Source organism: Actinotignum sanguinis (genome assembly GCF_030230305.1).
GTDB lineage: Bacteria > Actinomycetota > Actinomycetes > Actinomycetales > Actinomycetaceae > Actinotignum > Actinotignum sanguinis.
Window position 1 is genome coordinate 24,558 of record NZ_JASPCQ010000002.1, and the last position, 25,628, is coordinate 50,185.

Annotated in this window: 20 protein-coding genes; 6 read left to right on the plus strand and 14 right to left on the minus strand. The window is 62.7% G+C overall.

The window, feature by feature from the left end; translation table 11 throughout:
• Positions 1-28: 28 nt before the first annotated feature.
• The 10 genes from QP828_RS01300 to QP828_RS01345 all read right to left on the minus strand — a co-directional run bounded on the left by QP828_RS01300 (position 29) and on the right by QP828_RS01345 (position 10,759).
• Positions 29-634, minus strand: coding sequence for a transcription antitermination protein NusB (locus QP828_RS01300; RefSeq protein WP_126134479.1), 606 nt, complete (start codon positions 632-634; stop codon positions 29-31).
• The gene (gene efp / locus QP828_RS01305) at positions 634-1,197 is read right to left on the minus strand and encodes an elongation factor P (RefSeq protein WP_016442826.1); all 564 of its coding nucleotides are present in this window, start codon (positions 1,195-1,197) and stop codon (positions 634-636) included. The genes QP828_RS01300 and efp overlap by 1 nt, the downstream gene beginning before the upstream one ends.
• A gap of 120 nt (positions 1,198-1,317) precedes the next feature.
• Positions 1,318-1,842 carry a shikimate kinase gene (locus tag QP828_RS01310; protein ID WP_126134480.1) on the minus strand — a complete coding sequence of 175 codons (525 nt, stop codon included), beginning with the start codon at positions 1,840-1,842 and terminating at the stop codon, positions 1,318-1,320.
• Positions 1,839-3,050 (minus strand): chorismate synthase, encoded by a 1,212-nt coding sequence (aroC, locus tag QP828_RS01315; RefSeq protein ID WP_274733129.1) that lies wholly within the window; start codon positions 3,048-3,050, stop codon positions 1,839-1,841. The genes QP828_RS01310 and aroC overlap by 4 nt, the downstream gene beginning before the upstream one ends.
• A 129-nt stretch (positions 3,051-3,179) precedes the next feature.
• Positions 3,180-3,809, minus strand: a complete 630-nt coding sequence (locus tag QP828_RS01320) for a prepilin peptidase (protein WP_274733090.1) — start codon at positions 3,807-3,809, stop codon at positions 3,180-3,182.
• 155 nt (positions 3,810-3,964) lie between these two features.
• Positions 3,965-5,296 carry an endolytic transglycosylase MltG gene (mltG, locus tag QP828_RS01325; RefSeq protein WP_274733088.1) on the minus strand — a complete coding sequence of 444 codons (1,332 nt, stop codon included), beginning with the start codon at positions 5,294-5,296 and terminating at the stop codon, positions 3,965-3,967.
• Positions 5,289-5,768 carry a Holliday junction resolvase RuvX gene (gene ruvX / locus QP828_RS01330; RefSeq protein WP_126134484.1) on the minus strand — a complete coding sequence of 160 codons (480 nt, stop codon included), beginning with the start codon at positions 5,766-5,768 and terminating at the stop codon, positions 5,289-5,291. Before ruvX ends, mltG begins: the two co-directional genes overlap by 8 nt.
• The gene (alaS, locus tag QP828_RS01335; protein WP_284891109.1) at positions 5,768-8,449 is read right to left on the minus strand and encodes an alanine--tRNA ligase; all 2,682 of its coding nucleotides are present in this window, start codon (positions 8,447-8,449) and stop codon (positions 5,768-5,770) included. Before alaS ends, ruvX begins: the two co-directional genes overlap by 1 nt.
• Before the next feature lie 234 nt (positions 8,450-8,683).
• Positions 8,684-9,304 (minus strand): 30S ribosomal protein S4, encoded by a 621-nt coding sequence (gene rpsD, locus QP828_RS01340; RefSeq protein WP_016442833.1) that lies wholly within the window; start codon positions 9,302-9,304, stop codon positions 8,684-8,686.
• Between the two features lie 111 nt (positions 9,305-9,415).
• Complete coding sequence (locus tag QP828_RS01345) at positions 9,416-10,759, minus strand: replication-associated recombination protein A (protein WP_284891111.1); 1,344 nt, start codon at positions 10,757-10,759, stop codon at positions 9,416-9,418.
• Between the two features lie 180 nt (positions 10,760-10,939).
• On the opposite strand from QP828_RS01345, the gene QP828_RS01350 reads away from it, so the two are divergent.
• Together QP828_RS01350 and QP828_RS01355 are read left to right on the plus strand one after the other, a co-directional pair.
• Positions 10,940-13,540 carry an MMPL family transporter gene (locus QP828_RS01350; RefSeq protein WP_284891114.1) on the plus strand — a complete coding sequence of 867 codons (2,601 nt, stop codon included), beginning with the start codon at positions 10,940-10,942 and terminating at the stop codon, positions 13,538-13,540.
• A gap of 7 nt (positions 13,541-13,547) precedes the next feature.
• Entirely contained in the window at positions 13,548-14,096 is a 549-nt protein-coding gene (locus QP828_RS01355; protein ID WP_274755670.1) for a DUF421 domain-containing protein, read from the plus strand.
• Positions 14,097-14,162: 66 nt separating this feature from the next.
• Here QP828_RS01355 and aspS read toward each other — a convergent pair whose 3' ends face one another.
• A complete protein-coding gene (gene aspS / locus QP828_RS01360) occupies positions 14,163-15,998 on the minus strand; it encodes an aspartate--tRNA ligase (RefSeq protein ID WP_274755669.1) in 1,836 nt (611 codons plus the stop codon).
• A 206-nt stretch (positions 15,999-16,204) separates the two neighbouring features.
• Here aspS and QP828_RS01365 point away from each other — a divergent pair, with 206 nt between their 5' ends.
• The 4 genes from QP828_RS01365 to QP828_RS01380 all read left to right on the plus strand — a co-directional run bounded on the left by QP828_RS01365 (position 16,205) and on the right by QP828_RS01380 (position 20,918).
• Positions 16,205-17,665 carry an MFS transporter gene (locus QP828_RS01365; RefSeq protein WP_274733075.1) on the plus strand — a complete coding sequence of 487 codons (1,461 nt, stop codon included), beginning with the start codon at positions 16,205-16,207 and terminating at the stop codon, positions 17,663-17,665.
• A gap of 162 nt (positions 17,666-17,827) precedes the next feature.
• Entirely contained in the window at positions 17,828-19,837 is a 2,010-nt protein-coding gene (locus QP828_RS01370; RefSeq protein ID WP_274733073.1) for a DEAD/DEAH box helicase, read from the plus strand.
• 101 nt (positions 19,838-19,938) lie between these two features.
• The gene (locus tag QP828_RS01375; RefSeq protein ID WP_274733071.1) at positions 19,939-20,310 is read left to right on the plus strand and encodes a hypothetical protein; all 372 of its coding nucleotides are present in this window, start codon (positions 19,939-19,941) and stop codon (positions 20,308-20,310) included.
• A 128-nt stretch (positions 20,311-20,438) separates the two neighbouring features.
• The gene (locus QP828_RS01380; RefSeq protein ID WP_274733069.1) at positions 20,439-20,918 is read left to right on the plus strand and encodes a hypothetical protein; all 480 of its coding nucleotides are present in this window, start codon (positions 20,439-20,441) and stop codon (positions 20,916-20,918) included.
• A 107-nt stretch (positions 20,919-21,025) separates the two neighbouring features.
• Here QP828_RS01380 and QP828_RS01385 read toward each other — a convergent pair whose 3' ends face one another.
• From QP828_RS01385 to pheS, 3 genes are read right to left on the minus strand one after another with little or no spacing between them, the layout of a single operon-like run.
• The gene (locus QP828_RS01385) at positions 21,026-21,880 is read right to left on the minus strand and encodes an SDR family NAD(P)-dependent oxidoreductase (RefSeq protein WP_274733067.1); all 855 of its coding nucleotides are present in this window, start codon (positions 21,878-21,880) and stop codon (positions 21,026-21,028) included.
• The gene (gene pheT, locus QP828_RS01390; protein WP_274733065.1) at positions 21,880-24,423 is read right to left on the minus strand and encodes a phenylalanine--tRNA ligase subunit beta; all 2,544 of its coding nucleotides are present in this window, start codon (positions 24,421-24,423) and stop codon (positions 21,880-21,882) included. Before pheT ends, QP828_RS01385 begins: the two co-directional genes overlap by 1 nt.
• Positions 24,423-25,502, minus strand: a complete 1,080-nt coding sequence (gene pheS, locus QP828_RS01395) for a phenylalanine--tRNA ligase subunit alpha (protein WP_126134495.1) — start codon at positions 25,500-25,502, stop codon at positions 24,423-24,425. Before pheS ends, pheT begins: the two co-directional genes overlap by 1 nt.
• Positions 25,503-25,628: the final 126 nt, after the last annotated feature.

The following is a 25,628-nucleotide window of genomic DNA, read 5'->3' on the forward strand; positions in this document are numbered from 1 at the left end:
ATTAGTTACTGGTGGCCGGGAGAAATTCTTATTCTTCCGCGCTGGCCCGGGCAGCTTCGGGATCATCTAGCTGGCCGGTGCGGATAGCGGCGATGAGGCCGGCCTCATCAGATTCCACAAGGTTACTTTCTTCGCCGGATTCCACCGCGTTAGCGGCGTCGTCGTTCTGAAGAATCGGTGCGCCGCCACTTTCCTCACGTTCGCGAATATCGGCAGCCTTATTGAGCACGCCCATAACGAAGCCGACGGAGCGATCCGTAGAGAATTCGCGTACGAGGTTCGTCCACTCCACAATGACGGCACCGCGGAAAGTCCCCAGGTACATGAGTTCAGCAACCGCACCGCGCAAAGCGCTGCGATCCACCGCGTTCATACGTTCGAGTGACCAATCCTCCGAGGAAGCCTCAATGAGGGTATCCACCTGCGAGATTTGCTGCGCGTAAGCCCTCACAATCTGCGAACCAAATTCCCCGATAGGAACCTGTGCGGTAGAGACGCGCTGACGCTCAGCAAGAAGCTCGAGAATACCCGCTTCCGACGTGATGTTCTTTTCATCAGCTTCGAAAAGCACATCCAAGGCGCGATGACGCTGGGTGGAACGGCCTGTGGACCGGTGTTTCTTCTGTTTAGCCATTAGTCATTCGCCCGGGAAATGTATTCACCGGTGCGCGTATCAACCTTAATCTTGTCCCCAATATTGAGGAAGAGCGGCACCTGGAGTTCATACCCGGTCTGCACCGTAGCCGGCTTGGTGCCCGCATTCGAGCGGTCGCCCTGGAGACCCGGTTCGGTTTCCGTCACTTCGAGAATCACCGAAGCGGGGAGTTCCACGAACAGCACATTACCTTCGTGGAAAGCAACAATGGCCTTCTGGTTTTCGAGCAGGAAGTTCGCCAGATTACCCATGACTTCAGCGGTGACCGGAACCTGTTCGTAGGTATCCTCATCCATAAAGATGAAATCAGTACCATCATGGTAGAGGTACTGCATATCGCGGCGGTCCACGGTGGCGGTTTCGACCTTGATACCCGCGTTGAGAGTGCGATCCACAGTCTTACCGGAGAGGACATTCTTCAGCTTAGTCCGCACAAAAGCAGGGCCCTTGCCCGGCTTGACGTGCTGGAACTCAACAACCTGCCACAGCTGGTTGTCGAATACCAGGACCATGCCATTCTTCAAATCATTGGTTGTTGCCACAAGGTATCCTTTCACAAATAGTCCTCCCCAAGTTTACACGGGGAGTTTCATCTTTGCGACGCAGCCGCTACGGTGCCATCACCTTTTTCTGAGCGGTGCATCCACTGGGTGGCGGAGCCTTCACCTGGCGGTATCACCGCATTCATCCAGAGCCGCGCGAATCCGGCGCACTACCCGGTGTGGGGAACCCCCATCGGAGGTTACCGTCACGCTTGCCACATCGCGATAAAGCGGAGTGCGCTCCCGATCGAGTTCCCGCAACCGAAGCGCGGGATTATCCTCGAGGAGCGGACGGCGGGTCCGCGAACCGGTAATCCTTCGCACCAGGATATCCATACGCGCCTCGATGAGAACCACGGGATGGTGCCGTAACGCTTGCCGGGTGGCTTCACTCAAAATAGCTCCTCCCCCCAGGGAAAGCACACCATCAAAATCCGCGAGGGTGCGCGCGATAATATCGGCTTCCAGCCTCCGGAATCCTTCTTCTCCCACCGTCTGGAAAATCTCCGGGATGCTCTGCCCCGTTTCGCTCACGATCAGAGCATCCGAATCGGCAAAGGGAAGGCCCAGATCTTTGGCCAGCAGCTTTCCCACGGTCGATTTGCCCACCCCAGGCATCCCGACCAACACTGCTCGCACGCTCATCGGCGTTCCTCCGGAATGCGATCCAGGTAGGCGCGGACCGCCGCTCGGGTATCACCGAGGGTGTCCCCGCCGAATTTATCCTGGATTGCTTCCGCGAGAACCAGCGCCATCATCGCTTCGCAAATAACCGCTCCGGGAACCACAGCACTTGCATCGCTGCGCTGGTGCAGTGCCGTTGTGGCTTCCCCGGTTTCAGTATCGATGGTGCGCAGGGCCCTCGGTACCGTGGAAATCGGTTTGAAAGCCACACGCACTCGGATCGTTTCGCCATTGGACATGCCGCCTTCGATTCCACCCGCCCGGTTGGTTAGACGCCGCACCCCTGCTGCGGTGCGGACGATCTCATCATGAGCCTGGCTGCCGGGCCGGCCAGCGGTGGTGAATCCATCTCCGATTTCCACGCCTTTTACCGCTTGAATGGACATCATGGCGCGGGCCAGTTCCGCATCGAGCCTCCCGTAAGGTGTTGCGTAACTGCCCAGTCCTTGCGGCACGCCGTAGGCAAGAACTTCGACGACGCCGCCCAGGGTGTCCCCCGCGTTCTTCGCCCGATCAACTTCTTCCATCATGGCCTGGGCCACGGCCTCATCCAGACAGCGCACCGGCGAGGCATCAAGAGCTGCGGCATCGGCCGGCCCGGGAACAGTCTTTGAGGTATCACTCACGCCACCGAGAGCCACCACGCGGGAAACGATGGTGATTCCAGCGCTTTGGCTCGCGTACTCGCGCGCGATAGCGCCCAGCGCCACCCGGGCCGCAGTTTCCCGAGCCGAAGCGCGTTCGAGGACGTTTCGAGCATCGCTGTGGTCGTACTTATTCATGCCGGTGAGATCGGCATGCCCGGGCCGGGGCGCGGTGAGGCGTTTATTCCGGGCAAGTTCTTGGTTATCTCCCCTCCCGGCATCACGCAGCAGTGCTTCGGGTGGAACCGGATCAACGGACATGACCGCTTCCCATTTGGGCCATTCGGAATTCTCAATAACGAGCGCGATGGGTGAACCGAGGGTGGATCCGTGCCGTAATCCGGTGAGGACGTGAAGCTTATCCTGTTCGAATTTCTGGCGGGCACCGCGCCCATAGCCGAGCCGGCGGCGGGCCAATTGATCCCGAATGGTATCCGAACTCAGGCTCAGGCCCGCTGGAATTCCCTCAATAAGCGCCACGAGGGCTGCTCCGTGGGATTCCCCCGCTGTTGACCACCGAATCATGCGCGTCATTCCCCATTCCTACGTTCATAAGTCCCGTTACGTATCCCGGCCACCCGTGCTGTTAGCACAGAGCTCACGGATCCCGGTTCACCCGCCATGGCCCGGAAGTGCCGGGATGCGGGCGCCTCCCTATCCTAGCCCGGCCAGCCACGCGAGGGCGCCACCGCCCATGAGCCACGGCCCGAGCGGAATGGAATCATCCACGGTGAGCCGGGCGCTCAGCACCCGCACCGCGGCAAATATACCCGCGCCCACGAGGCTCATAAGCAGGCCGAGCCCAAGGCGCGGCCCCGTCCACCACCCCAGCACGATGAGCATTTTGACATCACCCCATCCGAGCTGGGCAAAACGATGCACCACGTAACCGCCGAGGCCAGCCACGGCTCCAATAGCACTATCCTCCCACTGCCCGCGCAGCGCGATGCCCGTAAGCGCAGCTCCCCCAGCCGCCGCCAGCAGCGGATCAGGAAGGAGTTGCACCCGCGAGTCCACGACCGCGGCAAGAGCCAGGCATGCCCCGCTTACCGCCTCGCAAAGGAGCGCGAGCATACCGGCACCCAGCAGCGCTCCGGCGCCCGGGAACACCCCGGCAGAATTACCGGCACCCGTATCAACAACAGGGCTACCGCCCCCAAGTGCACCCACCGAACGTGACCACCCCAACCCCGCCCAGCACAGGCTCACACCCACGACGAGCAACACCGCTACCGCCGGGCTGAGAGCGCCGCGCAGGATACGTTCACGGGAAAAGAAGTTCATGCGCTCAGATTACGGATGCCCACGTATCGGGGCGATGCCACGCCTGCACCCTGTGGATAGCAGGGCCGCGCGAGCAACCTGGGGATAAACTCCGGCACCGCCGCATCGATACGTGCCAGATTCGCGCTGCGCCGTCGTACCTATGCGCAGCTACGCTAGTGGTCCTTTTTCTCTCCGTCCGGGTGAGCGGCGTACCATTCGCGGAACTCAGCCTGGAAACGCATCTGCTCCTCGTAATCGGCCGTGAACTTCGTTTCCCCGGTTTCCAGATTAACGGTGGTGAAATAGAGCCAATTGCCTTCCGCCGGATTGACAGCCGCTTCAATGGCTTGTACCCCGGGCGCCCCGATAGCGGTGGGCGGTAGGCCCTTGACCCGGTAGGTGTTATACGGATTATCCGCGTCCAATTCCGCCCGCGTGGGCACCCCGCCGGATTTGCCTACCCCGTAGAGCACAGTGGAGTCCATCTGCAGGCGCCCGGCTACTTCCGGCGCATTATCCCCGAGCCGGTTCTCAATGACTCGGGCGACCTTCGGGTAATCGGCCGGATGCCCTTCGCGTTCCACGATAGAAGCGGTGGTGAGCACTGCTTGCCACCGGCTCCGCTCCGCCCCGCTGGCTTCTAGGCGCCCAACCTGGACTTCCACCATCTGCTGGAGCGCCTCGGTCACCGTGGTATTCGGATCAAAATCGTAGGTGGCGGGCGCCAGCCAACCTTCCGCATTCCCGCCAGCTTCCGCGGGCAGGCCGATAGCTGCGGCGTCGTTCATCGCATCTTCAACCACCCCGACGTCGATGTCCATAAGATTGCCGAGCCGGTCACGCACCTGCCATTTGGTAAAGCCTTCGGGAATCGTCACTTTAATCGTGGCGGCATTAGCCGGATCCAGCAGGGCGGAAAGAGCCGCGGAAGCGGACATCTGCTCGCGCAGCGTATACGCCCCGGCCTGGATGCCCGTGGAGCGCGGATCACGGGAAAAGACATCGATAAATGCGCCTTCGGTGGCAACAATATTTTTCTCGGCGAGTACCGCTGCGATCTGCCGCCCGGTAGCCCCTTCCGGAATCCGCACCACCACCTGGCCGGTTCCTTCTCCGCTGTAGTCGCGCACGGTATCGGAGCTGTGCAGCAAGCGCGGGAAGAAAATAACAGCCGCCGCGGTGAGCGCGGTAACAAGAAGAACGGTAATGATCCCGGTGGTAATCCTCTTGCGGCGCCGCAGCCGGGCCCGCTCCGTACGCCGCGCGGCCGCCCGACGCCTCGCCTCCGCGGCATTGCGGCCTTCCGAATTTCGGCCCGATGAGTTACGCCCCGCCGGCATCCGCCCGGAACTCCCGCGCCCCTGGGCACCGCGCCCGTGCGGCTGGCTTCCACGTGCACCGCCCCGCGGCACACCCGCCCCGTGAGAGCTTCGCCGCGCGCCCGATTGGCGACGGCGCGGGGTATCGGCGTCGTCCGCACTCAAGCGGTCAAAAACGTCACTCATTATCGCCTTTCGCTTCGGTACTCGCCGCCACGAGTTCGCCGGCCGGTGCGCCGGTGAGCCTCTCTGCTTCCAACGCATTATTAAGAATAACGGTCGCCGCGACCTGGTCAACAACGGCGCGGTGGCTCCGCGAGCTGCGCCCGGCCTCGTGCAATTGGGCATGGGCGGCCACCGTGGAGAGCCGCTCGTCGAATAAACGTACCGGAACCGGAGCGATACGCCGGGCTAAACGCCGCGCCCACCTGCGTGAATACTTAGCGGAGGAGCCTTCACTCCCATCCATATTGCGCGGCAAACCCACGATGACTTCAATGGCGCCGCGCTCGCGCACCTCGCGAGCAACTTCACTCACGTCCGTGCCGTTCGCCCGGAGCGTGGCGACCGGAGTGGCGAGGATGCCGTCGCTATCGCAACTGGCCACGCCGGTACGCGCCCGCCCTACGTCCACTCCGATCCGCACGCCTCGCCGCATTAGCCGCGCAGCTCCGCTTCCAGAACCGCGAGGGCTTCATCCAGCTTCGTCACATCCGAACCGCCGCCCTGCGCGAGATCCGGCTTACCGCCGCCGCCCCCGCCCAGGATCTTCGCCGCACGCGAAACCAGCGCCCCGGCCTTCAGACCGGCCGTACGCGCCGCCTCGGAAGCTGCCACCACAATAAGGGGACGCCCGTTGCTAACTCCGGTAATAATGATGACGAAATCATCGGACGGTGCCAGCCGCCCGCGGATCTCCGTGGCGAGCACGCGCAGGTCATCCGCACTCTCCACCACGCCGAGGTGGGCACGGTAGAGCGTGCGATCGCCCAGGTGCACGCCCTGCGAAATAACCGTGTCAACCTGCCCCACAATATCTTTCTGGCGCAGCGCCGCGATTTGTTTTTCAGCCGCCTTGAGCTTGCCGAGCATCGTGTCGATGCGCTCGGGAAGCTCCTCCGGGCGTACCCCCATCATCGCGGTGAGCTGCGAAACCAGCGCGCGTTCACGCGCCCCTTGCGCGTAGGCGCTTTCGCCCACGAGCGCATCAATACGGCGCACCCCCGAACCGATGGAGGATTCACCCAGGACGGTAATCATCCCGATTTCACCGGTATTCGCCACGTGGGTGCCGGCGCAGAATTCCCGCGACCAGGCATCGTCAATGGAAACCACCCGCACGATATCGCCGTATTTCTCCCCGAAGAGCATCTGCGCCCCGAGTTTCTTGGCTTCTTCAATCGGGTATTCCGCCCACGTAACTTCCAGGTTGTCCTGGAGGCGTTCATTGGCGCGCGCCTCAATCTGCGTCATCACGTCCACCGGGATTTGCGAGCCGTGGCGGAAATCGAAACGCAGCCGCGAGGGGGCATCTTCGGAGCCCGCCTGGGTGGCCTGCTCACCAATAAACTCGTGGAGCACCTTATGAATCATATGGGTAGCGGTATGCGCCTGGGCAATCCGATGGCGGCGTAGGGTATCGATCTGCGCGTGGACAATATCGCCCACCGCGATGGTCCCTTCGGTCAGCGAGCCGCGATGCACATGCAAGCCCTTGACGGGTGCCTGCACGTCTACGACGTCGAACATACCGCCCCCGGCTACGCTGATGGTGCCGTGATCGGCAAGCTGCCCACCCATTTCGGCGTAGAACGGGGTCTTGTCCAAAATAACATCGGCATCGGAAGGCGCGCTCACCGCCGGCACCGGCACCCCGTTTTCGAGGATGGCCACCACGCGCGCTTCCGCGGCCTTTTCGAAATAGCCGAGGAAGGAGGTGGGTCCGCCCTGCGCATCGAGAATCTCATGGTACACGTGGGCGTCCACGTGCCCGGTTTTCTTCGCCTGGGCATCGGCCCGCGCGCGTTCGCGCTGCTCGGTCATAAGAGCCCGGAAGCCCTTTTCATCCACGGCCACGCCCTTCTCAGCCGCCATTTCGAGCGTGAGGTCAATGGGGAACCCGTAAGTATCATGCAGCGTGAAAGCGGCCGATCCGGGAATAATGACCTTGCCGGCATGGGGCGCGTTTGTCGCAGAGTCCACGGCCGCCGCGAAAATCTGTTCGCCGGTGGCCAGGGTGCGCCGGAAAGCGGCTTCTTCTTCCACCGCCACCTGGTGAATCTGCCCGAAGTTTTCCTCTAGATCGGGGTAGGACTCCTTCATGGCATTCTTCGAGGTTTCCACCAGGTCCCCGAGGACCGCGGCGTCCACCCCGAGCAGGCGAACCGAGCGGATGGCCCGCCGCATGAGCCGACGCAGCACGTAGCCGCGTCCGTCATTGCCCGGGCGCACGCCGTCGTTAATAAGCATCATGGCCGAACGTACGTGGTCGGCGATCACACGCATGCGGACGTCATCTTCTTCGTTCGCGCCGTAGGTACGCCCGGTGAGTTCCTGGGTGCGGGCGATAACCGGCCAGACCTCATCGGTTTCGTACATATTATTTTTGCCCTGGAGCAGGAAGGCGATACGTTCCAGGCCCGCGCCGGTATCGATAGCGGTTTGGTCCAGCTCCCCTAGCAGCGGATAGTCACTACCCGAGCCTTCCCCGCGCCGGTACTGGTCGAAAACGAGGTTCCACACTTCCAGGTAGCGATCCCCGCCCGGGTCCACGGTTCCGCCCACGGCATCCGGGCCGTATTCGGGGCCGCGGTCGTAATGGATCTCCGCGCAGGGGCCGGCCGGTCCGGGCTGGCCCGTGGACCAGAAAATTTCTTCCCGGGTCAGTTTGACGATATGAGCCGGGTTCACGCCCACCTCAACGAGCTTGTTGAAGGAGACCTCATCTTCTTCCCAGATGGTCACCCACATCCGCTCGATTTCCAGGCCGTAGCCGCCTTCGTCCAGCGGCGCGCACAGCAGCCCGAAGGCCAGGTCGATAGCACCTTCCTTGAAGTAGTCCCCGAAGGAGAAATTGCCGCACATCTGGAAGAAGGTACCGTGCCGCGTGGTTTTGCCCACGTTATCGATATCGTTCGTACGGATGCACTTCTGCACCGAGGCTACCCTCGGCCACGGAGCTCGCTGGGTTCCCACGATATAAGGAATGAAGGGAACCATGCCGGCAATCGTGAACAAAATGGACGGATCGGGCGACACGAGGGGCACGGACGGCTCAATATGATGGTCGTGCTTCGCGAAGTAATCCAGCCAGCGCCGGCGAATCTCAGCGGTGCGCATACGTATTTGTCTCCTTATGACTTATGTGGCCGAGCCGGCCACGCACCTATGGTACAGGCTCTCCCGCCCGCTATTTTCGAGGCGCGGGCGGGAGTGGAATTTTTACGACGACGCCGCGGCTGCCTGCGTGGGCACTGCAAGCAGCGGCGGGCATCACTGTCACATAGCTACCAAGCTATGAAATAAAGAAAGGGCACACCTTTGCGGGTGCACCCTTCCTGACGTCCCACCGATTTAGCGGGAGTAGTATTCGACGATCATCTGGACATCAGCCTGGACCGGAACTTCCACACGGCGCGGGCGGCGCACCAGGGTGAACTTCAGCTTCTCCAGGTCAACATCAAGATATTCGGGAACCGCGGGGAGCACATCGCGGTGCGCGCCCTGCGCGGCCACGAGGAACTGCGGGGAGGCCTGCGACTTCGGCTTGACCTGCACAACCTGGCCCGGGGTCACGCGGTAGGAGGGGAGGTTGACGATCTTGCCGTCCACCATCACGTGGGAGTGGCCCACAACCTGGCGAGCCTGGGCGATGGTACGCGCGAAGCCGGCGCGCAGCACCAGGGCATCCAGGCGCATTTCCAGCAGCTCCACGAGGTTTTCACCGGCCAGACCATCCTGGCGGCGCGCTTCTTCCCACACGCGGCGCATCTGCGCTTCGCGGATGCCGTACTGGGCGCGCAGGCGCTGCTTTTCCTTGAGACGGACCGAGTAGTCGGAATCCTTGGTGCGGCCGCGGCCGTGCTCACCGGGACGGTAGGGGCGGCGCTGCATATAGCGCTCAGCCTTCGGGGTGAGGGCGATGCCCAGGGCGCGCGACTGACGCACGGCCTTACGAGAACGATTTCCTGCCATGAATAATCTCCTGTAGATGTACGTTCCAGCGCCGAGTGGCGCCGGTTCGGGGCCAACACAATCGGCTAAGACCCCAGGTGTTACTTCTCGCAAAGCAACCGAACTAGTGTATCAGTTCTCCCGGCCGAGCACCTCGCGGTTACGGGCCAGGCGCGGGGTGATATTCGCCTCGTAGCCGCGGGTGGTCGGTTCGTAATACCGGGTACCTTCCAGGCCCTCCGGCATAAATTGCATGGGGGCGATACCGTCCTCGTAATCGTGGGCGTAGCGGTAGCCCTCCCCGTAGCCGCGTTCGGCCGCGCCCTTGAAGGAGGCATTGCGCAGCGGCAGGGGCACCGGGGCGCTCTTCCCGGCCCGCACATCGGCAATCGCGGCATTAATCGCGCGGTAGGCCCGGTTGGATTTCGGGGCGGTGGCCAGGTGAACCACGGCTTCCGCCAGGATAATCCGCGCTTCGGGCATCCCCACCAGCGCCACGGCCTGGGCCGCCGCGGTGGCGGTTTGCAGTGCGGAAGGATCGGCCATCCCCACATCTTCAGCCGCGGAAATCATGAGGCGGCGCGCGATGAACCGCGGGTCCTCCCCCGCTTCCAACATGCGCGCCAAATAATGCATGGCCGCATCCACATCCGAGCCGCGGATCGACTTGATAAAGGCGGAAATCACCTGGTAGTGCTCATCACCATCGCGGTCGTAGCGCACGGTGGCACCATCGGCGGCCCGCGCCACATCTTCCACGCTCACCCGGTGTTCCCCGCGGGCGCGCGCCCCGTCCACCGCGGCTTCCAGGAGGGTCAGGCTGCGCCGCCCATCCGCCCCGGCCAGGCGCACCAGGTTAAATTCCGCATCCTCGTCCAGGGTATATGCCCCGCCCAGCCCGCGCTCACTGGTGAGGGCCCGATTGATGATGGCGCGGATATCGTCGTCGTTCAAACCGCGTAGCGTGACGAGAAGCGAGCGCGAGAGCAGCGGCGCCACCACGGAAAAGGCCGGATTTTCGGTGGTCGCGGCCACCAGGATCACCCACCCGTTTTCCACGGCCGGTAGCAGCGCGTCCTGCTGTGTTTTCGAGAAGCGGTGCACTTCGTCAATAAAAAGCACGGTTTCGGTGCCGTTGCTCACCAGTTTGCGCCGGGCGCTCTCCACCGCGGCCCGCACGTCTTTCACCCCGGCGCTCACCGCGGAGAGCTCAATAAAATCGCGCTGCCCGGACCGGGCGATGAGGTACGCGAGGGTTGTTTTCCCCACCCCGGGCGGTCCCCACAAAAATACCGACGACGGCGCAGACCCGGCCTCCGCGTCAATGAGGCGGCGCAAGGGCGCACCACGGGCGAGCACCTCATCCTGACCTACCACCTCGGCGGCCGTGCGCGGGCGCATCCGCACCGCCAGCGGGCCGGTATCAGAATCGGGCACCCCGCGGGCATCAACTTGGCTACTTTCAAAGAGATCCACCCTCCCAGTCTACGAGCTCGGCGCTTAGGCGCACGCGCGGGTGTGGGCGCCGGCTCACGTGTGGGCCGAGCACCGGGTACGGGTGGCGGGTACGGGCAGCGTGCGCGAAAGCTCCAGGTCAAGCGTTCAAAGATGGCTTAAAAACCGCTATTTTTCGGGAAAATGAGCGATAATAGAGGCATGACAGAGTTGTTAGCGCGTGCCTCTATTCGCCACCCGTGGAGAGTCATCATCACCTGGATATTGTGCGCCGTTGTTGCCGGTATCGCCGCACTGTCAGGTTTCGGTCAGGGAGGCCTGTTCTCCCGCATGTCCTCCACCCAGGGCCTCACCACCGGAACGGAATCCGCTCGCGTCCTGGAACTCACCGATTCCCAGGGTGATTACCGCATGGTGGCCGTGGTCCACGGCGCCGCAAATCCGCAGGAGCTCACCGCTGCCGTCGCTGATCTCAGTGAGGAGATCGCAAAAATCCCCGGGGTGGCCAGCGCCCTGAGTTCACCTTCCCTCGTGCGGGAAGCCGAAGCGGAAGGCGCCGCCCAAGCGGAGGAAAAAGCGCGCGCGGAGTATCAGAAAGCCGCCGCCGCGGCCCAGCAGCAACTCACCGCCCAGATTGAGGCGGCTACCGCGCAGCTCATGCGTGCCGGTATGCCGCGCGAGGCCGCCCAGGCCCGCGCCACTCAAGAAGTAAGCGCCGCGGCCGCCGCGGCCCAGGCGAGCCAGCCCAGTGAGGAAGAAGTCATCGCTTCCGCGCGTGAAGAAGGCATAGCGCAAGCCCGCACCCAGGCGAGCGAGGAAACGGCCGGTTTGCGCGCCGCGAGCGGTTTCGCCCTCGTCATCACCTTCACCTCCGATGCGAAGAGCGAAGCCACCGAAGCCGAAGTCCAGCAGGCGCTTGATTCTTTCGCGGCCGCTCACTCTGTCCAGGTGGATGCCACCTCCGCGAACGCCGCGATGACCGCTATTAACGATGTGGCCCGCCACGATCTGGTGCGCGGGGAAGCCATTGGCCTGCCCGTGGCCCTCATCCTCATGGTGCTGGTCTTCGGCGGGGTCCTCACCGCCCTCATGCCGCTGGCCGGGGCCATTGTTGCCATCATTATTACCCTCGGCGGTATTTGGCTCCTCACCTTCGTGGCGGATGTGGATTCCTTCGTGCTCAATGTGGTTTCCATTATCGGTTTGGCGCTGTCTATCGATTACGGCTTGCTGGTGGTTTCCCGCTACCGGGAAGAAATCACCCGCGGTATTGAGAAACGCTACGGGCCGGGCGTGCGCCCGGAGAAGAAAGACCTGGCCGTCATTATGGAAGGGGCGCTGGCCACTACCGTCCGCACCGCCGGGCGCACCGTGATCTTCTCCGCCGTCACCATTGCTTTTGCGATTGCCGGGCTGCTGGCCTTCAATTCCCGCATTATTCGGGTGATTGCCATGGGCGGTTTCGTCGTCGTGTTGCTCGCGGTTATTTCTGCGGTGAGTTTGGTGCCCGCGCTATTGCGCATTGCCGGGCCGCGGCTGGCCCAGCCTTCCGTGCTCGCGAAAATTCCCGGGCTGGGGCACCTCATGCGCGCGGTGGGTGATACCCATACCGATCACGGGGTATTCTCCCGGATTGCCGGCTGGGTGCAACGCCGCCCGTGGGTGATTATGACCGTGGTGACGGCCATCCTCGTGGTCATGATTATTCCCATTAAGGACACCACTTTACGTACGGATACCAGCGAATATATTCCGGTGAGCTCGTCCCCGGGCACCACCCAGGAGATTCTCAAACGCGATTACCCAGACTTGAGCCAGCCGGCCATTACGGTCCTGGTGAAGGGCGACGATGCCGCCCTGCGCGAGCAATCGGAGTGGATCGCCGGACTGCCAGCGGTATCCAAGGTCGGGGAATCCACGAAGATGGATAACGGCTGGCATAATCTCGGGGTATTTGTCAGCGGTGGGGATCCCACCTCCGCCCAGGCCACTAATACCGTTCGCGATATTCGCGCCCAAGCGGAAAGCGCCGCGAATACGGAGATCCTGGTGGGCGGCAGCGCGGCCATCCAGATTGATTTCAATCAGGTACTGCGCGAAGGCGCACCCATCGCCTTCGCGGTGGTGCTACTCGCGGTGCTCATCTTGCTCTTCCTCATGACCGGCTCGGTGCTGATCCCCCTCAAGGCCATCATTATTAATTCGCTCTCCCTGGTGGCCTCCCTCGGGCTCACCGCGTTCCTCTTCGATAACGGCCTGCTGGGCTTGCCGGAAACGAATGGGCTCACCGCGGTGGTGGTGGCCTGCGGCCTCGCCTTCGGCTTCGGGCTCTCCATGGATTACGAAGTATTCCTGGTGGCCCGCATGAAGGAATACTGGGACGCCGGGGAATCGAATGATCGGGCAGTTTCGCTCGGCTTGCAGCGTTCCGGGCGGATTATTACCTCCGCGGCCGCGATTATCGTGGCGGTTTTCGTGGGCTTCTGCTTCGGGCAGATGCTGGCGATTAAGGAAGTGGGCGTGCTGCTGGCCATCACCGTCATTGCGGATACCAGCCTCAGCCGTATCCTCCTGGTTCCGGCCACCATGACGGTGCTGGGCAAGTGGAATTGGTGGGCGCCGCGCTGGCTTTCGCGTATCTACCAGCGTTTCGGGGTATCCGAAGGCGGGCACCGCACCCTCGAACACCACGAGCCGGCCCAAGCCGCGGCCATCGCGCCGGAAAAATACCCCGCGGATATCGCGCCGGCAAGCGCCAGCACCGCGACTGCGGTGCCGCGCGGGAGGCACGCCGCGCCATAATGGAGGCATGTCTGAGATCAATCACCTGAATCTGGCCGAACTACTGGGCATTACCTGGTTGCAGGCCGGTGCTATCGCGGTGGCCACCTGCCTTATGTACCTTTTCCTCGTGGTGATTTTGCGGGCTCTGGGGCAAAACGTGGTGAGCCGGCTCTCCACCTCGGATATGGCGGCCGTCGTCGTTATCGGGGCAATCGCGGGGCGCGTGACGCTCGGGCATACCCCCACCCTGGCCGGCGGTATCGTCGCCCTTCTCACCCTGTTCTTCATGCAGGCGCTGCTGCGATTTATCGCGCTCTCGCACCGCGGAGAAGCCTGGGTGCACGCGCGGCCCGTCGTTATCTGGGCGCACGGGGAGCTCACCCCTGCCGCCCGGCGCCATTCCACCACCACGGAAGAAATCATGATGGCTTTGCGTTTGCGCGGGGTTGCGTGTGTGGACGACGTCGCCGCTGTCATCCTCGAGCCGAACGGGCAGCTATCGATACTGACCGGGCCAGCCAATACGCTTGATCCGCGCCTGCTCGCGGGTGTGAAAGACGCCGAGCGCATCTAGTACGCCCGGCGTCTTCCCGGTAAATCCCCTAGTTTCACAGCCACCGCCTACGCGGCGGCCGAGCCGTTATTTCGCGCTGGCCGCAGCGGCCTCCTCCGTGATCGGGGCACCGGTCGCGGCATCCACCGCGCCAGAGCAGGCCTTCGGGGTGGCATCCACACCGGCTTCCTTACGCTGCTGCGCGGTGATTTCCGCGGGAGCGTCCGTGAGGGGATCCCAGCCGTTGCCGATCTTCGGGAAAGCGATAACATCGCGGATCGACGGGGCTTTGACCAGCAGGGAGACAATACGATCCCAGCCGAACGCAATGCCGCCGTGCGGGGGCGCACCGAATTTGAAAGCCTCGAGGAGGAAACCGAATTTCTCCTCGGCGGCTTCCTTATCGATACCCATGACCTTGAAGACGCGCTCCTGGATATCACGGCGGTGGATACGGATGGAACCACCGCCGATCTCGTTGCCATTGCAGACGATATCGTAAGCATTTGTGAGCGCACCGGCCGGATCGGTATCGAAGGTATCCAGGTGTTCGGGCTTGGGCGCCGTGAAAGCGTGATGAACCGCGGTCCAGCGCGACCCAAGAGCCACATCGCCTTCCGCCGCGGCCTGGGAGGCCGGCTTGAACATAGGTGCGTCCACCACCCACACAAAGGCCCAGGCATCCTCATCAATAAGGCCTACCCGCTGGCCAATCTCCAACCGGGCCGCGCCCAGCAGTTCACGGGAGAAAGTCGGCTCACCGGCAGCGAAGAAGATGCAATCCCCGGGCTTCGCGCCGGTGACCTCAGCCAGGCCGGCACGTTCCGCCTCGGTAATATTCTTGGCCACCGGGCCGCCCAGAGTGCCATCCTCCGCGATGGTGACGTAGGCCAGACCGTGCGCCCCGCGCGCCTTCGCCCATTCCTGCCACTTATCGAAGGTGCGCCGCGGCTGGGAGGCCCCGCCGGGCATAACTACCGCGCCCACGTAAGGGTTCTGGAAAACTCGGAAGGTGGTGTCCTTGAAGTACTCGGTCAGGTCAATAAGTTCCAACCCGAAGCGCAGGTCCGGCTTATCCGAACCGTACTTTTCCATGGCGTCCTTGAAGGTCATCCGGGGAATCGGGGTGGCCAGGTCATAGCCGATGAGCTTCCAGATCTCGCGCAGCACTTCTTCGGCCACCGCGATAACGTCATCCTGGTCAACGAAGCTCATCTCCACGTCCAGCTGGGTGAACTCCGGCTGCCGGTCCGCGCGGAAATCTTCATCGCGGTAGCAGCGGGCAATCTGGTAGTAGCGTTCCATCCCGCCCACCATGAGCAGCTGCTTAAAGAGCTGCGGGGACTGCGGTAGGGCGTACCAGGTTCCCGGATTGAGGCGCGCCGGCACAATGAAATCACGCGCACCTTCCGGGGTGGAACGGGTAAGGGTCGGGGTCTCAATCTCCACGAAATCATGGCCGTCCAGCACCCGGCGAGCCGCCTGATTCACCTTGGCGCGCAAGCGCAGCGCCTTCTGTTCGTAGGAGCGCCGCAAATCCAGGTAGCGGTACTTGAGGCGAATATCTTCGGAAACCTTGCCGGAGCCTTCGGCATGATCGGAGACCTGGAAGGGCAGGGCTTCGGCGGGGCTGAGGACCTCAACGTCCGTGGCCTCCACTTCGATCTCCCCGGTAGCCAGGGCCGCATTCGCATTGCCCTCCGGCCGTTCGCGCACAATCCCGGTCACCTTAATGCAAAATTCGTTACGCAACTCGTGCGCAATTTCTTCGCGGACGGTCACCTGTGCGATACCCGAAGCATCGCGCAGATCAATAAAGGCGATACCCCCGTGGTCACGGCGGCGATCCACCCACCCGGTCAGCGTCACTCCGCTGTCAATATCACTTGCTCGCAGCGAGCCTGCATAACGAGTACGTAACACGCTTTTGTCACTCTTTCTTGTCGTGGGAAACGGCTAGACGGGCCGTTCTGAGGCACCTGCGAGACGAGCAAGCACCGGCTCCATGGTAGAACCCGCAGCGCACTCGGGGCAAAAGTTAGGCCCATGTGCTACGGTGGCACACACCACCGACTTTCTTGAGCTCCGCCTCTTTCTTTCTCCCCCCTTCCGCTGGTGTAATTGATCTAATGAGCAGGTATCTATCTCCGGAGCGCGAACGCCTTTTCCGCATTTTTTCCGTCGGCTTTATTTCGCTCGTTGCTTTTGAGAGCATGGCGGTCACCACGGCCATGCCCACCGTTGCCCGCGCCTTCAACGGCCAGAATCTCTACGCCCTCGCGCTCGGCGTGGTACTTGCTGCCCAGCTCATGACGACGGCGCTCGCCGGGGAATGGTCCGATTCCAAAGGCCCGCATTCCTGCCTCTACACCGGCGTTGTGCTTCTCACCGTGGGGCTCACAATCTGTACCATCTCCCCCAGCATGGAAGTTTTCGTGGCCGGGCGTGCCATTCAGGGCCTGGGCGGCGGGCTCATTATTGTGCCCTTCTATACCATCGTGGGCAATAGCGTGCAGCCGCGCCGTCGCCCCGGATTCTTCACCGCTTTCGCCGCGGCCTGGGTTCTCCCCTCGCTTTTCGGGCCCCTGCTCGCCGGAATTATCGTCGAGGCAATGTCCTGGCGCTGGATTTTCGGATTCGTCCCCGCCACCATCCTGCTCATCGGCCCCTTCTTCTTTATCGGAATGAATAAAATCCCCGATATCGACCGCGTGAAGAAGCCGATGAATATTCGCACCATGGTGGTTCCGGCTTTCGGCACCGGCGCTCTGGTGGCGTGCTTGCAAATTATGAGCGGGGCGACGTCGCATAACGCACGCACCTTCGCGATTATTGGCGTATGTGCCTTTGCCCTGGTGTTCTGTGCCCGCCCGCTCTTCCCGCGCGGAACCTTCCGCGGAGTGCGCGGACTACCCGCAACAATCGCCACCCGCGTCCTCCTGGGTACTTTCACGGCCATTGAGATGTTTCTACCGCTGCTGCTCCAGGATGTGCACGGGTGGAGCCCGGTGGAAGCCGGTCTCATTTTATCGGTCGGCTCAATTACCTGGGCGGTGGGATCGTATTTCTCCGGGCGGATTACCAATGCGGCGTTGCGCCTGCGCCTGCCGCTATGGGGCTCGATTACCGACGCCATCGGGTTGGCCCTGGTATTAGCCGGCTCACACCACGCCCTTCCAGGAAGCCTCGTCATTCTTGGCTGGGCCATCGCGGGTATCGGATGCGGTTTTGCTTTCCCAGCGCTGAGCGTGCACGCGCTCGCCTGCACCTCCCAAGCCGGTCAAGGACGCACCTCCTCGGCGCTCCAGGTGGCTGATTCCATGGGGACTTCACTCGTTGCCGCAATAATTGGCATTATTTATTCCGTTATTACGCCGCCGCAGGATATTGCGCTGATGGCGGGAATCGCGGTGTCCATCGCGCTGACTATTGCCGGTGCCGTGGTGGCCAGTCGCATTGTGCCACCCGCGGGAAGTGAGGCCGCAGCCAATCTTGCCGAATCGCAGCGCCTGAGTGGCGTGGGTCCGGGCGGGGAAAAGCTGAGTGGATCGGATATGCTCAGCGAGGAACCCGGGCCGGGCAGGAACTAATCCCTGGTCCGAACTAATCCCCGGGTATCGCTGCGGCACACCGCACCCGCGCCCCGTTCCGAACAGAGGGCAAGCTCACCGCGCATATCCACCGCCGGGCTTGCGCCCCGGAGTAAACTAGTAGCGGCGCGTTTGCGCCCCCTGTGCCTATGTTAGGAATTCATGTCTGAACATCTCGGTGAACACACGCCGTCTGATTCTTCCTCCACCGCCACTCCGGCGACTTTCGCTGACCTCGGGCTTTCCGAGGAAACGCTCACCGCTATTCATGCTCTCGGCTTTGAACACCCCTCCCCGATCCAGGAACAGGCCATTCCGCTCCTGCTGAGCGGGCGGGACGTTATCGGCGTCGCCCAAACAGGAACGGGGAAAACTGCGGCGTTCGGTTTGCCGCTCCTGGAACGGGTGGATACTAGCAGCGCCGTCGTACAAGCACTTGTGCTCGCCCCCACGCGCGAACTCGCGCTCCAGGGCGCGGACGCCATTGAATCTTTTGCCCGCGGCACGGATACCAAGGTGCTGGCTGTGTACGGTGGTTCGCCCTACCCGCCGCAGCTGCGCGCCCTTGAAAACGGCGTGCACGTGGTGGTGGGCACGCCCGGGCGCATTATGGATCTCATTGATCGCGGCGCGCTTGTGCTCGATCACGTTTCCTACTTCGTTTTGGACGAAGCCGACGAAATGCTGCGCATGGGCTTCGCGGAGGACGTGGAAAAGATCGCCTCGGATCTGCCCGCGGAGCGCGTCTCGGCGCTTTTCTCCGCTACGATGCCTCCCGCGATTCGCCGCGTGGCGGATTCTCATCTGCACGACCCGGAGGAAATTACTGTTACTCCCCCGGCTTCGACGGTTGCGAATATTACCCAGGAGTTCGCCGTGGTTCCGGCCCGCCGCAAGGTGGGTGCCCTCGCCCGAGTACTCGCGGTTTCTGAGGCCGACGCCGCCCTCGTCTTCGTGCGCACCCGCGCCACCGCCGAGGACTTGGCGATTGAGCTGGGTACCCGCGGGGTGGCCACCGCGGCGCTGTCCGGCGACGTCGCCCAAAAGGATCGCGAACGCTTGGTCTCGCGCCTGCGCGACGGCACCCTGGATGTTCTTATCGCCACGGACGTGGCCGCGCGCGGCCTGGACGTGGAACGCATCGGGCTGGTTGTCAATTTTGATGTGCCGCGCGAAGCCGATACCTATGTGCATCGCATCGGCCGCACCGGCCGCGCTGGCCGCGAGGGTCGCTCACTCACGTTCGTGACCCCGAAGGAACTCCCGCGCCTGCGCCGCATCGCGAAGACCACCAAATCGAAGATGGAAGAAATCGATCTTCCCACCCCGGCCGAGGTTTCGAAACTGCGCGCCGCCAAACTCATGGAGCAGGCTCGCACCCGTTTCGATGCCGGGCGCCTGGGGGTCTACCGCGAGGTACTCGAGCAATTCTTGGCCGCGCAACAAGAGGCGCAGCAGCTTAAGAACGACGACGCCGCAGCCTCCTCCGCTCCCCTCCCCGCGGGCGAGGACGTTACCGAAGCCGCGAGTGACGCCTCCCTCCCCACGGATGAGGACGTTACCGAAGCAGCGAGTGACGCTCCCGAGCCGATGAGCCTCGAGGATATTATCGTTGCCCTGCTGGCCTTGGGCGTGCGCGATCCCGGGCCTTCCGCGGATGAAGAGGAAAGCTTCACCGGGGAGGATAGCCGCGATTCCTTCAAGAAGAAGCGTCGCGAAGCTCGTGAATTCAAGGGCGGGAAGCGTTACCGCATCGAGGTCGGGCATAAGGATCGGGTGCGGCCGGGAGCTATCGTTGGCGCACTCACCCACGAAGGTGGCCTGCGCGGTTCGGACCTGGGTCATATCGATATTTATCCCACGTTCTCGCTGGTGGAAATCGGGGTGCCGCTTTCTCCGGAAGCCCGCCGGCGCATTTCCGAAGCCCAGGTTTCCGGGCGAGCCCTGCGTATCTCCGAGGACAGCGGTGCTCCCACCGCGCGCCGTGGGGGCCACGGCCGTTCGGATCGCACCGCGCGCGGGGATCGGCGCGGGCGCGGGCGCGGCAGCTTCAACCGCGGTGACGAAGGTGAGTACGGTTCGGATTACCGGGCTGAGCGGCGCTCAGACCGGCGCCATGACCGGCATGATCGCGGGGAACGCCGCGGCGGACGCGGGTGGCGTCGCTCATAGGTGTCGCCGCTTAGTGTTCACGCGCTGGTAACCTTCTCCCGGTAAAGTGGTGGTGGGCTGGATAAACTTTCACCCACTACCACGCTTCTGAGGAGAATTCCATGCGTAAAATCTTTGCCGGTTTGGCGGCGCTCTGCACCGCGATCACTCTAACAGCCTGCTCCAACGGTTCCGGAAAGGATGCCGCGCCCTCTCGTGATGAGATCGTAGCCGGGCTGAACCAAGGATTCAGTTCCGCTATCAAGGAGACGGGCACGTCGGCCCCGGCCGGCCTTCAGGAAGCCATGCTTTCTAACTTTGTTGAATGCATAGCCGATGGTGCTATCGAACAGGGCGTCTCCGCGGAGGGCCTCAAGATCATTGCCACGGGTGACGCTGATAAATTTAATGACGTTCCGAAACAGGACGATGAGCTTCTCCAAAAAATCACCGAAGGTTGCGTGACGAAGCTCGTTGGCCAGCCCCAGGGCTAAGCCCACGCCTTATTACCCATTTGTGCTACCCGCGCGTTAGGCGGTATACCTCACGCGGGCAGCCCGCGGGTGAATGCCGCGTAGCTGATAGTATCTACTTGTTTTATTCCGCGTGGAAATGAGTGAAGATGCGTAAATTTTTGGGCGGCGTTGCCGCGGTATGCCTCGTGGTGAATCTGGCCGCTTGTTCGGGTAAGAGCGATACATCGGAATCGGCTACGCCGGCTCCGGAAACATCGGTAGCCGCGTCGGCACCGGCCGCGCCGTCGGCACCGGTTGAAAGCTCCGCTGAGCCTGCCGCGCCGATCACCGATAAGGGCCCGGCAGCTATCGCAACGGATGGTCCGGCACCTAGCCGCGATGAGGTGAGCGCCGGTATGCTCGCCGCTACTTCGGAGTTACTCAAGAACACGCAGGATATTCCGGAAGCCCAAAAGGCGATGCTCCCCCAGCTGGTGGAGTGCACTGTTGATGAAGCGCTCAACCGCGGCCTTTCCGAGCAGGGCCAGCGTAATATCGCCGCGCAGGTCCTTTTGCTCTCCCAGGAAGACCAGGCCATTATGGGCGAAGCAGCCAAGGTCTGCGGGGAAAAATTCGGGGCTAACTAACCACTAGTTATTCTGGGTACAAAGCGAGGGCGGGAGCCTCCATTGCAGGAGACTCCCGCCCTTAGTCATTGCCTGCCCCTAGCCCTCATTGCTGGACCCGGAGAGATTTAGGCATCCCATCCGGTTAGGCGCAGGCGGCGCGCCCGCCCGGATACCCCACGCGCGGAGAGCTCGCGAAGCTTTTCCAGGGAGTCCGTTCCAGCCCGCACCTGGGTGCCGGAAAGTCCGTCGAGCTCGCCGGCCGCAAATGCCTGGGCAATAGCTACCGATTCCCCGAGCGGTACCCATTCGGTGCGGTCGCGATAGCGTTTCATGGAGGCCGTCATATCGGTTTTCACCGCTCCCGGATTGAGGGAAAGTACCCGCAAGCCACGCTGGTACCCGGCTAGATGCAAAGAAGCAGCCAGCCGCAAAAGCGCCGTTTTCGAGGCGTAATACGATACCGCATCCGCAGAATCGTGCGAGGCCGCGGTGGCGGAAAGATCAAGAATTCTCCCCCCGCCACGCTCCAGCATAATGGGCACCAACGTTTTCGCGAGCTGGAACGGCGCCTCCACGTTAATGGCGATGGTGCGCTGGAAATCTTCCAGACTGGTATCCCAGGGAAGTTCCTCTTCCCCGTACACCCCGGCAGAATTGAGCACCATATCGGGTGCGCCTTCCTCCAGGAGGATGCGCAACATCTCTCGAATGGAGGATTCCTTGGCTAGATCACACCCGAGGGTAATAATCTGGGCACCCCGGATCTCACATTCGGTGGCGGTACCATCCAAATTGGAGAGCTTGGTCGCCAGCAAAATGAGAGTGCGCCCGGGCGCCGCTAAGCCAATAGCAAGCTCCTTGCCCACGCCCCGGGAGGCTCCGGTGATAAGAATCCGGCGGGCGGGTTCTAAACCGGCCCGCTCCACGCTAGCCGCCGCGGCCTCGCCCGATTCTTCGCGCTCCAGTTCCTGCTGCGCCATTACGCCCTCAACTCCGCGCCGAAGTCCTTGCGCATCCGGCGTGCGACCCGGTGGCGTACCTGGGCAGTTTCCTCAGCGGTCAGGGTGTGATCGGTGCGGAAACGCAGCGAGAACGCCAGTGACTTCTTGCCTTCCGGTACGGGATCGCCCGTGAACACATCGAAGAGTTCAATGCCCTCGAGGATCTCCCCCGCGGCTGCCTCGATGGTCGCCCGTACATCACCGGCAATCACGTCGGCATCAACAATAAAGGCGAGATCTTCCTTGGCAACCGGGCTGGTCCATACCGGCTTCACCGCGGCGGGTTCCACGGTATCGGGAAGCGCCGCATCCGTATTCACCTCAAAGGCGATAGAGCGCGCCGGAATATCCAAGGCCTTGCAGACGGCCGGAGCAAGTTCCCCACCATAGCCAACTACCTGATCGCCACTGAGAATGGCCGCGCAGCGCCCCGGGTGCCAAGGGGCCTGGCTCGCGGCGCGTACCGAAACGTCGGCAAGCATACCGGCAGCCCGCCGCCCGGCTTCCACCGCGTCACGCCAATCCCATGTTTCTACCGGGTAACCGGCCCGCGCGGGCGTGCGCGGACCGCAGGCGACCCCGGCGACGTGATGGGGTTGAGCAGGAATAGCCGCGTGGAGTGCAGCAATTTCTGCTTCCGAGGGGCGCTGGCCCGCTGCCGGAATCGGAGCCGGGCTAATGCCAGCCGGACGGCTCACCGTGCCCATCTCGAACACTGCCACCGCCGGATTACCCCGCTTCACATTGAGCGAGGCCACCGGAATGAGGGTGTCGAGCAGGGACGTGCGTAGCAGATTGGCATCGTCTTGCAGGGGGTTAGCCAAGGCGATAGCGGTGCGTCGCTCATCATCCGCGGCGTACCCGAGCTCATCGAAACGCGCGGCCGGGATAAAGGGATAGGTAAGTACTTGCACCCACCCGGTTTCAGCTAGGGTACGGGCAATATCGCGGCGCTGCCGCTGCGCGGGGCTCAGGCCGCGCCCCGCCGGAGCGGTGGGAACGGCGGTTGGAATTGCGTCGTAGCCCTCCAGGCGCGCAATTTCCTCCACCAGATGAGCCGAACCGACCAGGTCCGGGCGCCAGGTCGGAGGCTGCACGCTCCACACCTCGCCGCTACGTTCCACCGTGCAACCGATATCCGTGAGGATATCCGCGATACGATCCGCGCTCAGTCGCAATGAAGTCAGGCGTTCCACATCCGCAATCGGGAAAGCCAGCGCGGGCAGCGGCTGCACCTGGCCGTAGTGGAATACTTCATCGGTAGCTTCTCCCCCGCCGTATTCCACCAAAAGGTCGACGACGCGCTGCGCGGCCACCGCCGCCACCGCGGGATCCACCCCGCGTTCGAACCGCTTGGATGCTTCGGTGGGGAGCTTATGCCGCCGGGCGCTACGCGCCACCGATACCGCGTCAAAATGCGCTGCCTCTACCAGGACATTGCGCGTTTCGGCGGTGATCTCAGTGTCCGCACCACCCATCACGCCGGCCAGGCCAAGAACCCGTGCTCCATCGCTATCCGTAATAAGAAGATCTTCCGGATCGAGGACGCGTTCCACGTCGTCCAAGGTGGTGAGTTTTTCACCGGCCGTGGCGCGGCGTACCACCAGCCCGCCGCCGCGGATCTTATCCAGATCGTAGGCGTGGAGCGGTTGGCCCAGGTCCAGCATGACGTAATTCGTGGCATCGACCGCCAGCGAAATGGAGCGCTGGCCGGCTTGCTGGAGACGGCGTGCCATCCAGGCCGGGGAGGGCGCTTCGGGATCCACCCCGCGCACCACCCGAGTCACGAAAAGGTCGCAGCCGGGCTGGCCATGAATGGGCGCATTATCTTCCACCCGCACCGGAAAACCGGTGGGAGTCGCCTCCGGGAGTGGCTGCGTAGGCAGGCCCGGATCGGTGAAGCATGCTCCGGTGGAGTGGTGGTATTCGCGGGCTACTCCGCGTATGGAGAAGCAGTAACCGCGATCCGGGGTTACGTTAATTTCCAGGGTTTCCCCGGGCAAGCCCAGGAATTGCCGGGCGTCACTTCCCAGTTCCACCCGGCTGGCGGCCGCGGCGTCGAGCACAATAATTCCTGCGCTTTCATCCGAGAGCCCCAGTTCACGTTCCGAACACATCATGCCGTCGGAAATATGGCCGTAAGTTTTGCGGGCCGCGATCTCAAAACCACCCGGTAGCACCGCGCCGGGGAGGGAGACAACCACGGTATCGCCCGCCTCGAAATTATGGGCCCCGCAAATGATGCCGCGCGAGGGCAGCTCAGAGGGCTCCCGGCCGGTACCGGGCTCGTCATTGTACTGGCCTACGTCCACGCGGCAGTAGTTAATGATTTTGCCGTTGCTTTGTTTCTTCGGTTCGCGGGTGAGAACCCGGCCGAAAACCAGCGGGCCGGTAACAGTAGCTGGATGGATTGTTTCTTCTTCCAAGCCGACTTTTACCAGCGCGGCAGCCAGCTGCGCCGGGGTAAGATCCTCGGGCAGCTCCACGTGCGAGCCTAACCATTCCTGCGGAATAAGTGGCATTAGTTTCCCCTCCCGGTGGTTCCGAATTGCATGGAGAAGCGCACATCACCTTCCACCATGTCACGCATATCAGCGATGGAATTGCGCAGCATCAGGGTGCGCTCCAGGCCCATCCCGAAAGCGAATCCGGTGTAAATATCCGGGTCGATACCGTTATTGCGCAGTACTTCCGGATTGACCATGCCGCAGCCGCCCCATTCGATCCACCCCGGGCCGCCCTTCTTTTGCGGGAACCACAGGTCCATTTCGGCACTCGGTTCGGTAAAGGGGAAGAAAGAGGGGCGCAGGCGCGCCTTGGCTTCGGGGCCGAACATATGGCGGGCGAAGTGATCAAGGGTGCCTTTCAGGTGGGCCATAGTCAAGCCCTTATCGACCGCTAAGCCCTCCACCTGGTGAAAAACCGGGGTGTGGGTGGCATCCAGCGCGTCGGTACGGAATACCTTGCCCGGGCAGGCGATGTAGAGCGGAGCCCCGCGGCGCAGTAGCGCGTGGGATTGCACGGGCGAAGTGTGGGTGCGCAACACCAGGTTGCGTTCCTCGGTTACCGCACCGGCACCGTCGACGACACCCGATACGTAGAAGGTATCTTGCATCTGGCGTGCCGGGTGGTCGGGCCCGAAATTCAGGGAGTCGAAGTTAAACCATTCGTGTTCCACTTCGGGGCCTTCGGCGATCTCCCAGCCCATGGCAATGAAGAAGTCGGCAATATCCTCACTGAGAACCGTGAGCGGATGGCGCGCCCCCCGCGGGGACCGGTTGGTCGGCACGGTAACATCCACCGTTTCAGTGGCGAGGGCCGCGGCCGCTTCCGCCTCCTCAATGCGGGCGGTGGCGCTGGCGAGGGCCGCCTGGATGTCTTTGCGGGCCGCGCCCAGAAGCTTGCCGGCAATGGGCTTTTCTTCTTTGGCGAGGTTCCGGATCTGCATATTTGCGTGAGTGATCGGAGCGTTATCACCGCTGTGCGCCAGCCGCGCGGCTTTCAACTCCTCGAGAGTGGTAGCCGCGGCAAAAGCACTGAGGGCCTGCGCTACGGCTGCCTGTACTCCCGCTTCGTCCAGGGGACTGAGCTGTGAGGACATAGCTGCCTTTCTTGTTGTTAACCATGTCAATTCTAGTCAAACTCGCCGAAAGTGCGTAACAGCGGGGCCGAGATGGACTCGGCCCCGCTGTGAGGTAACTGGAAGGCCGCTCGCGCCGCGGTACGC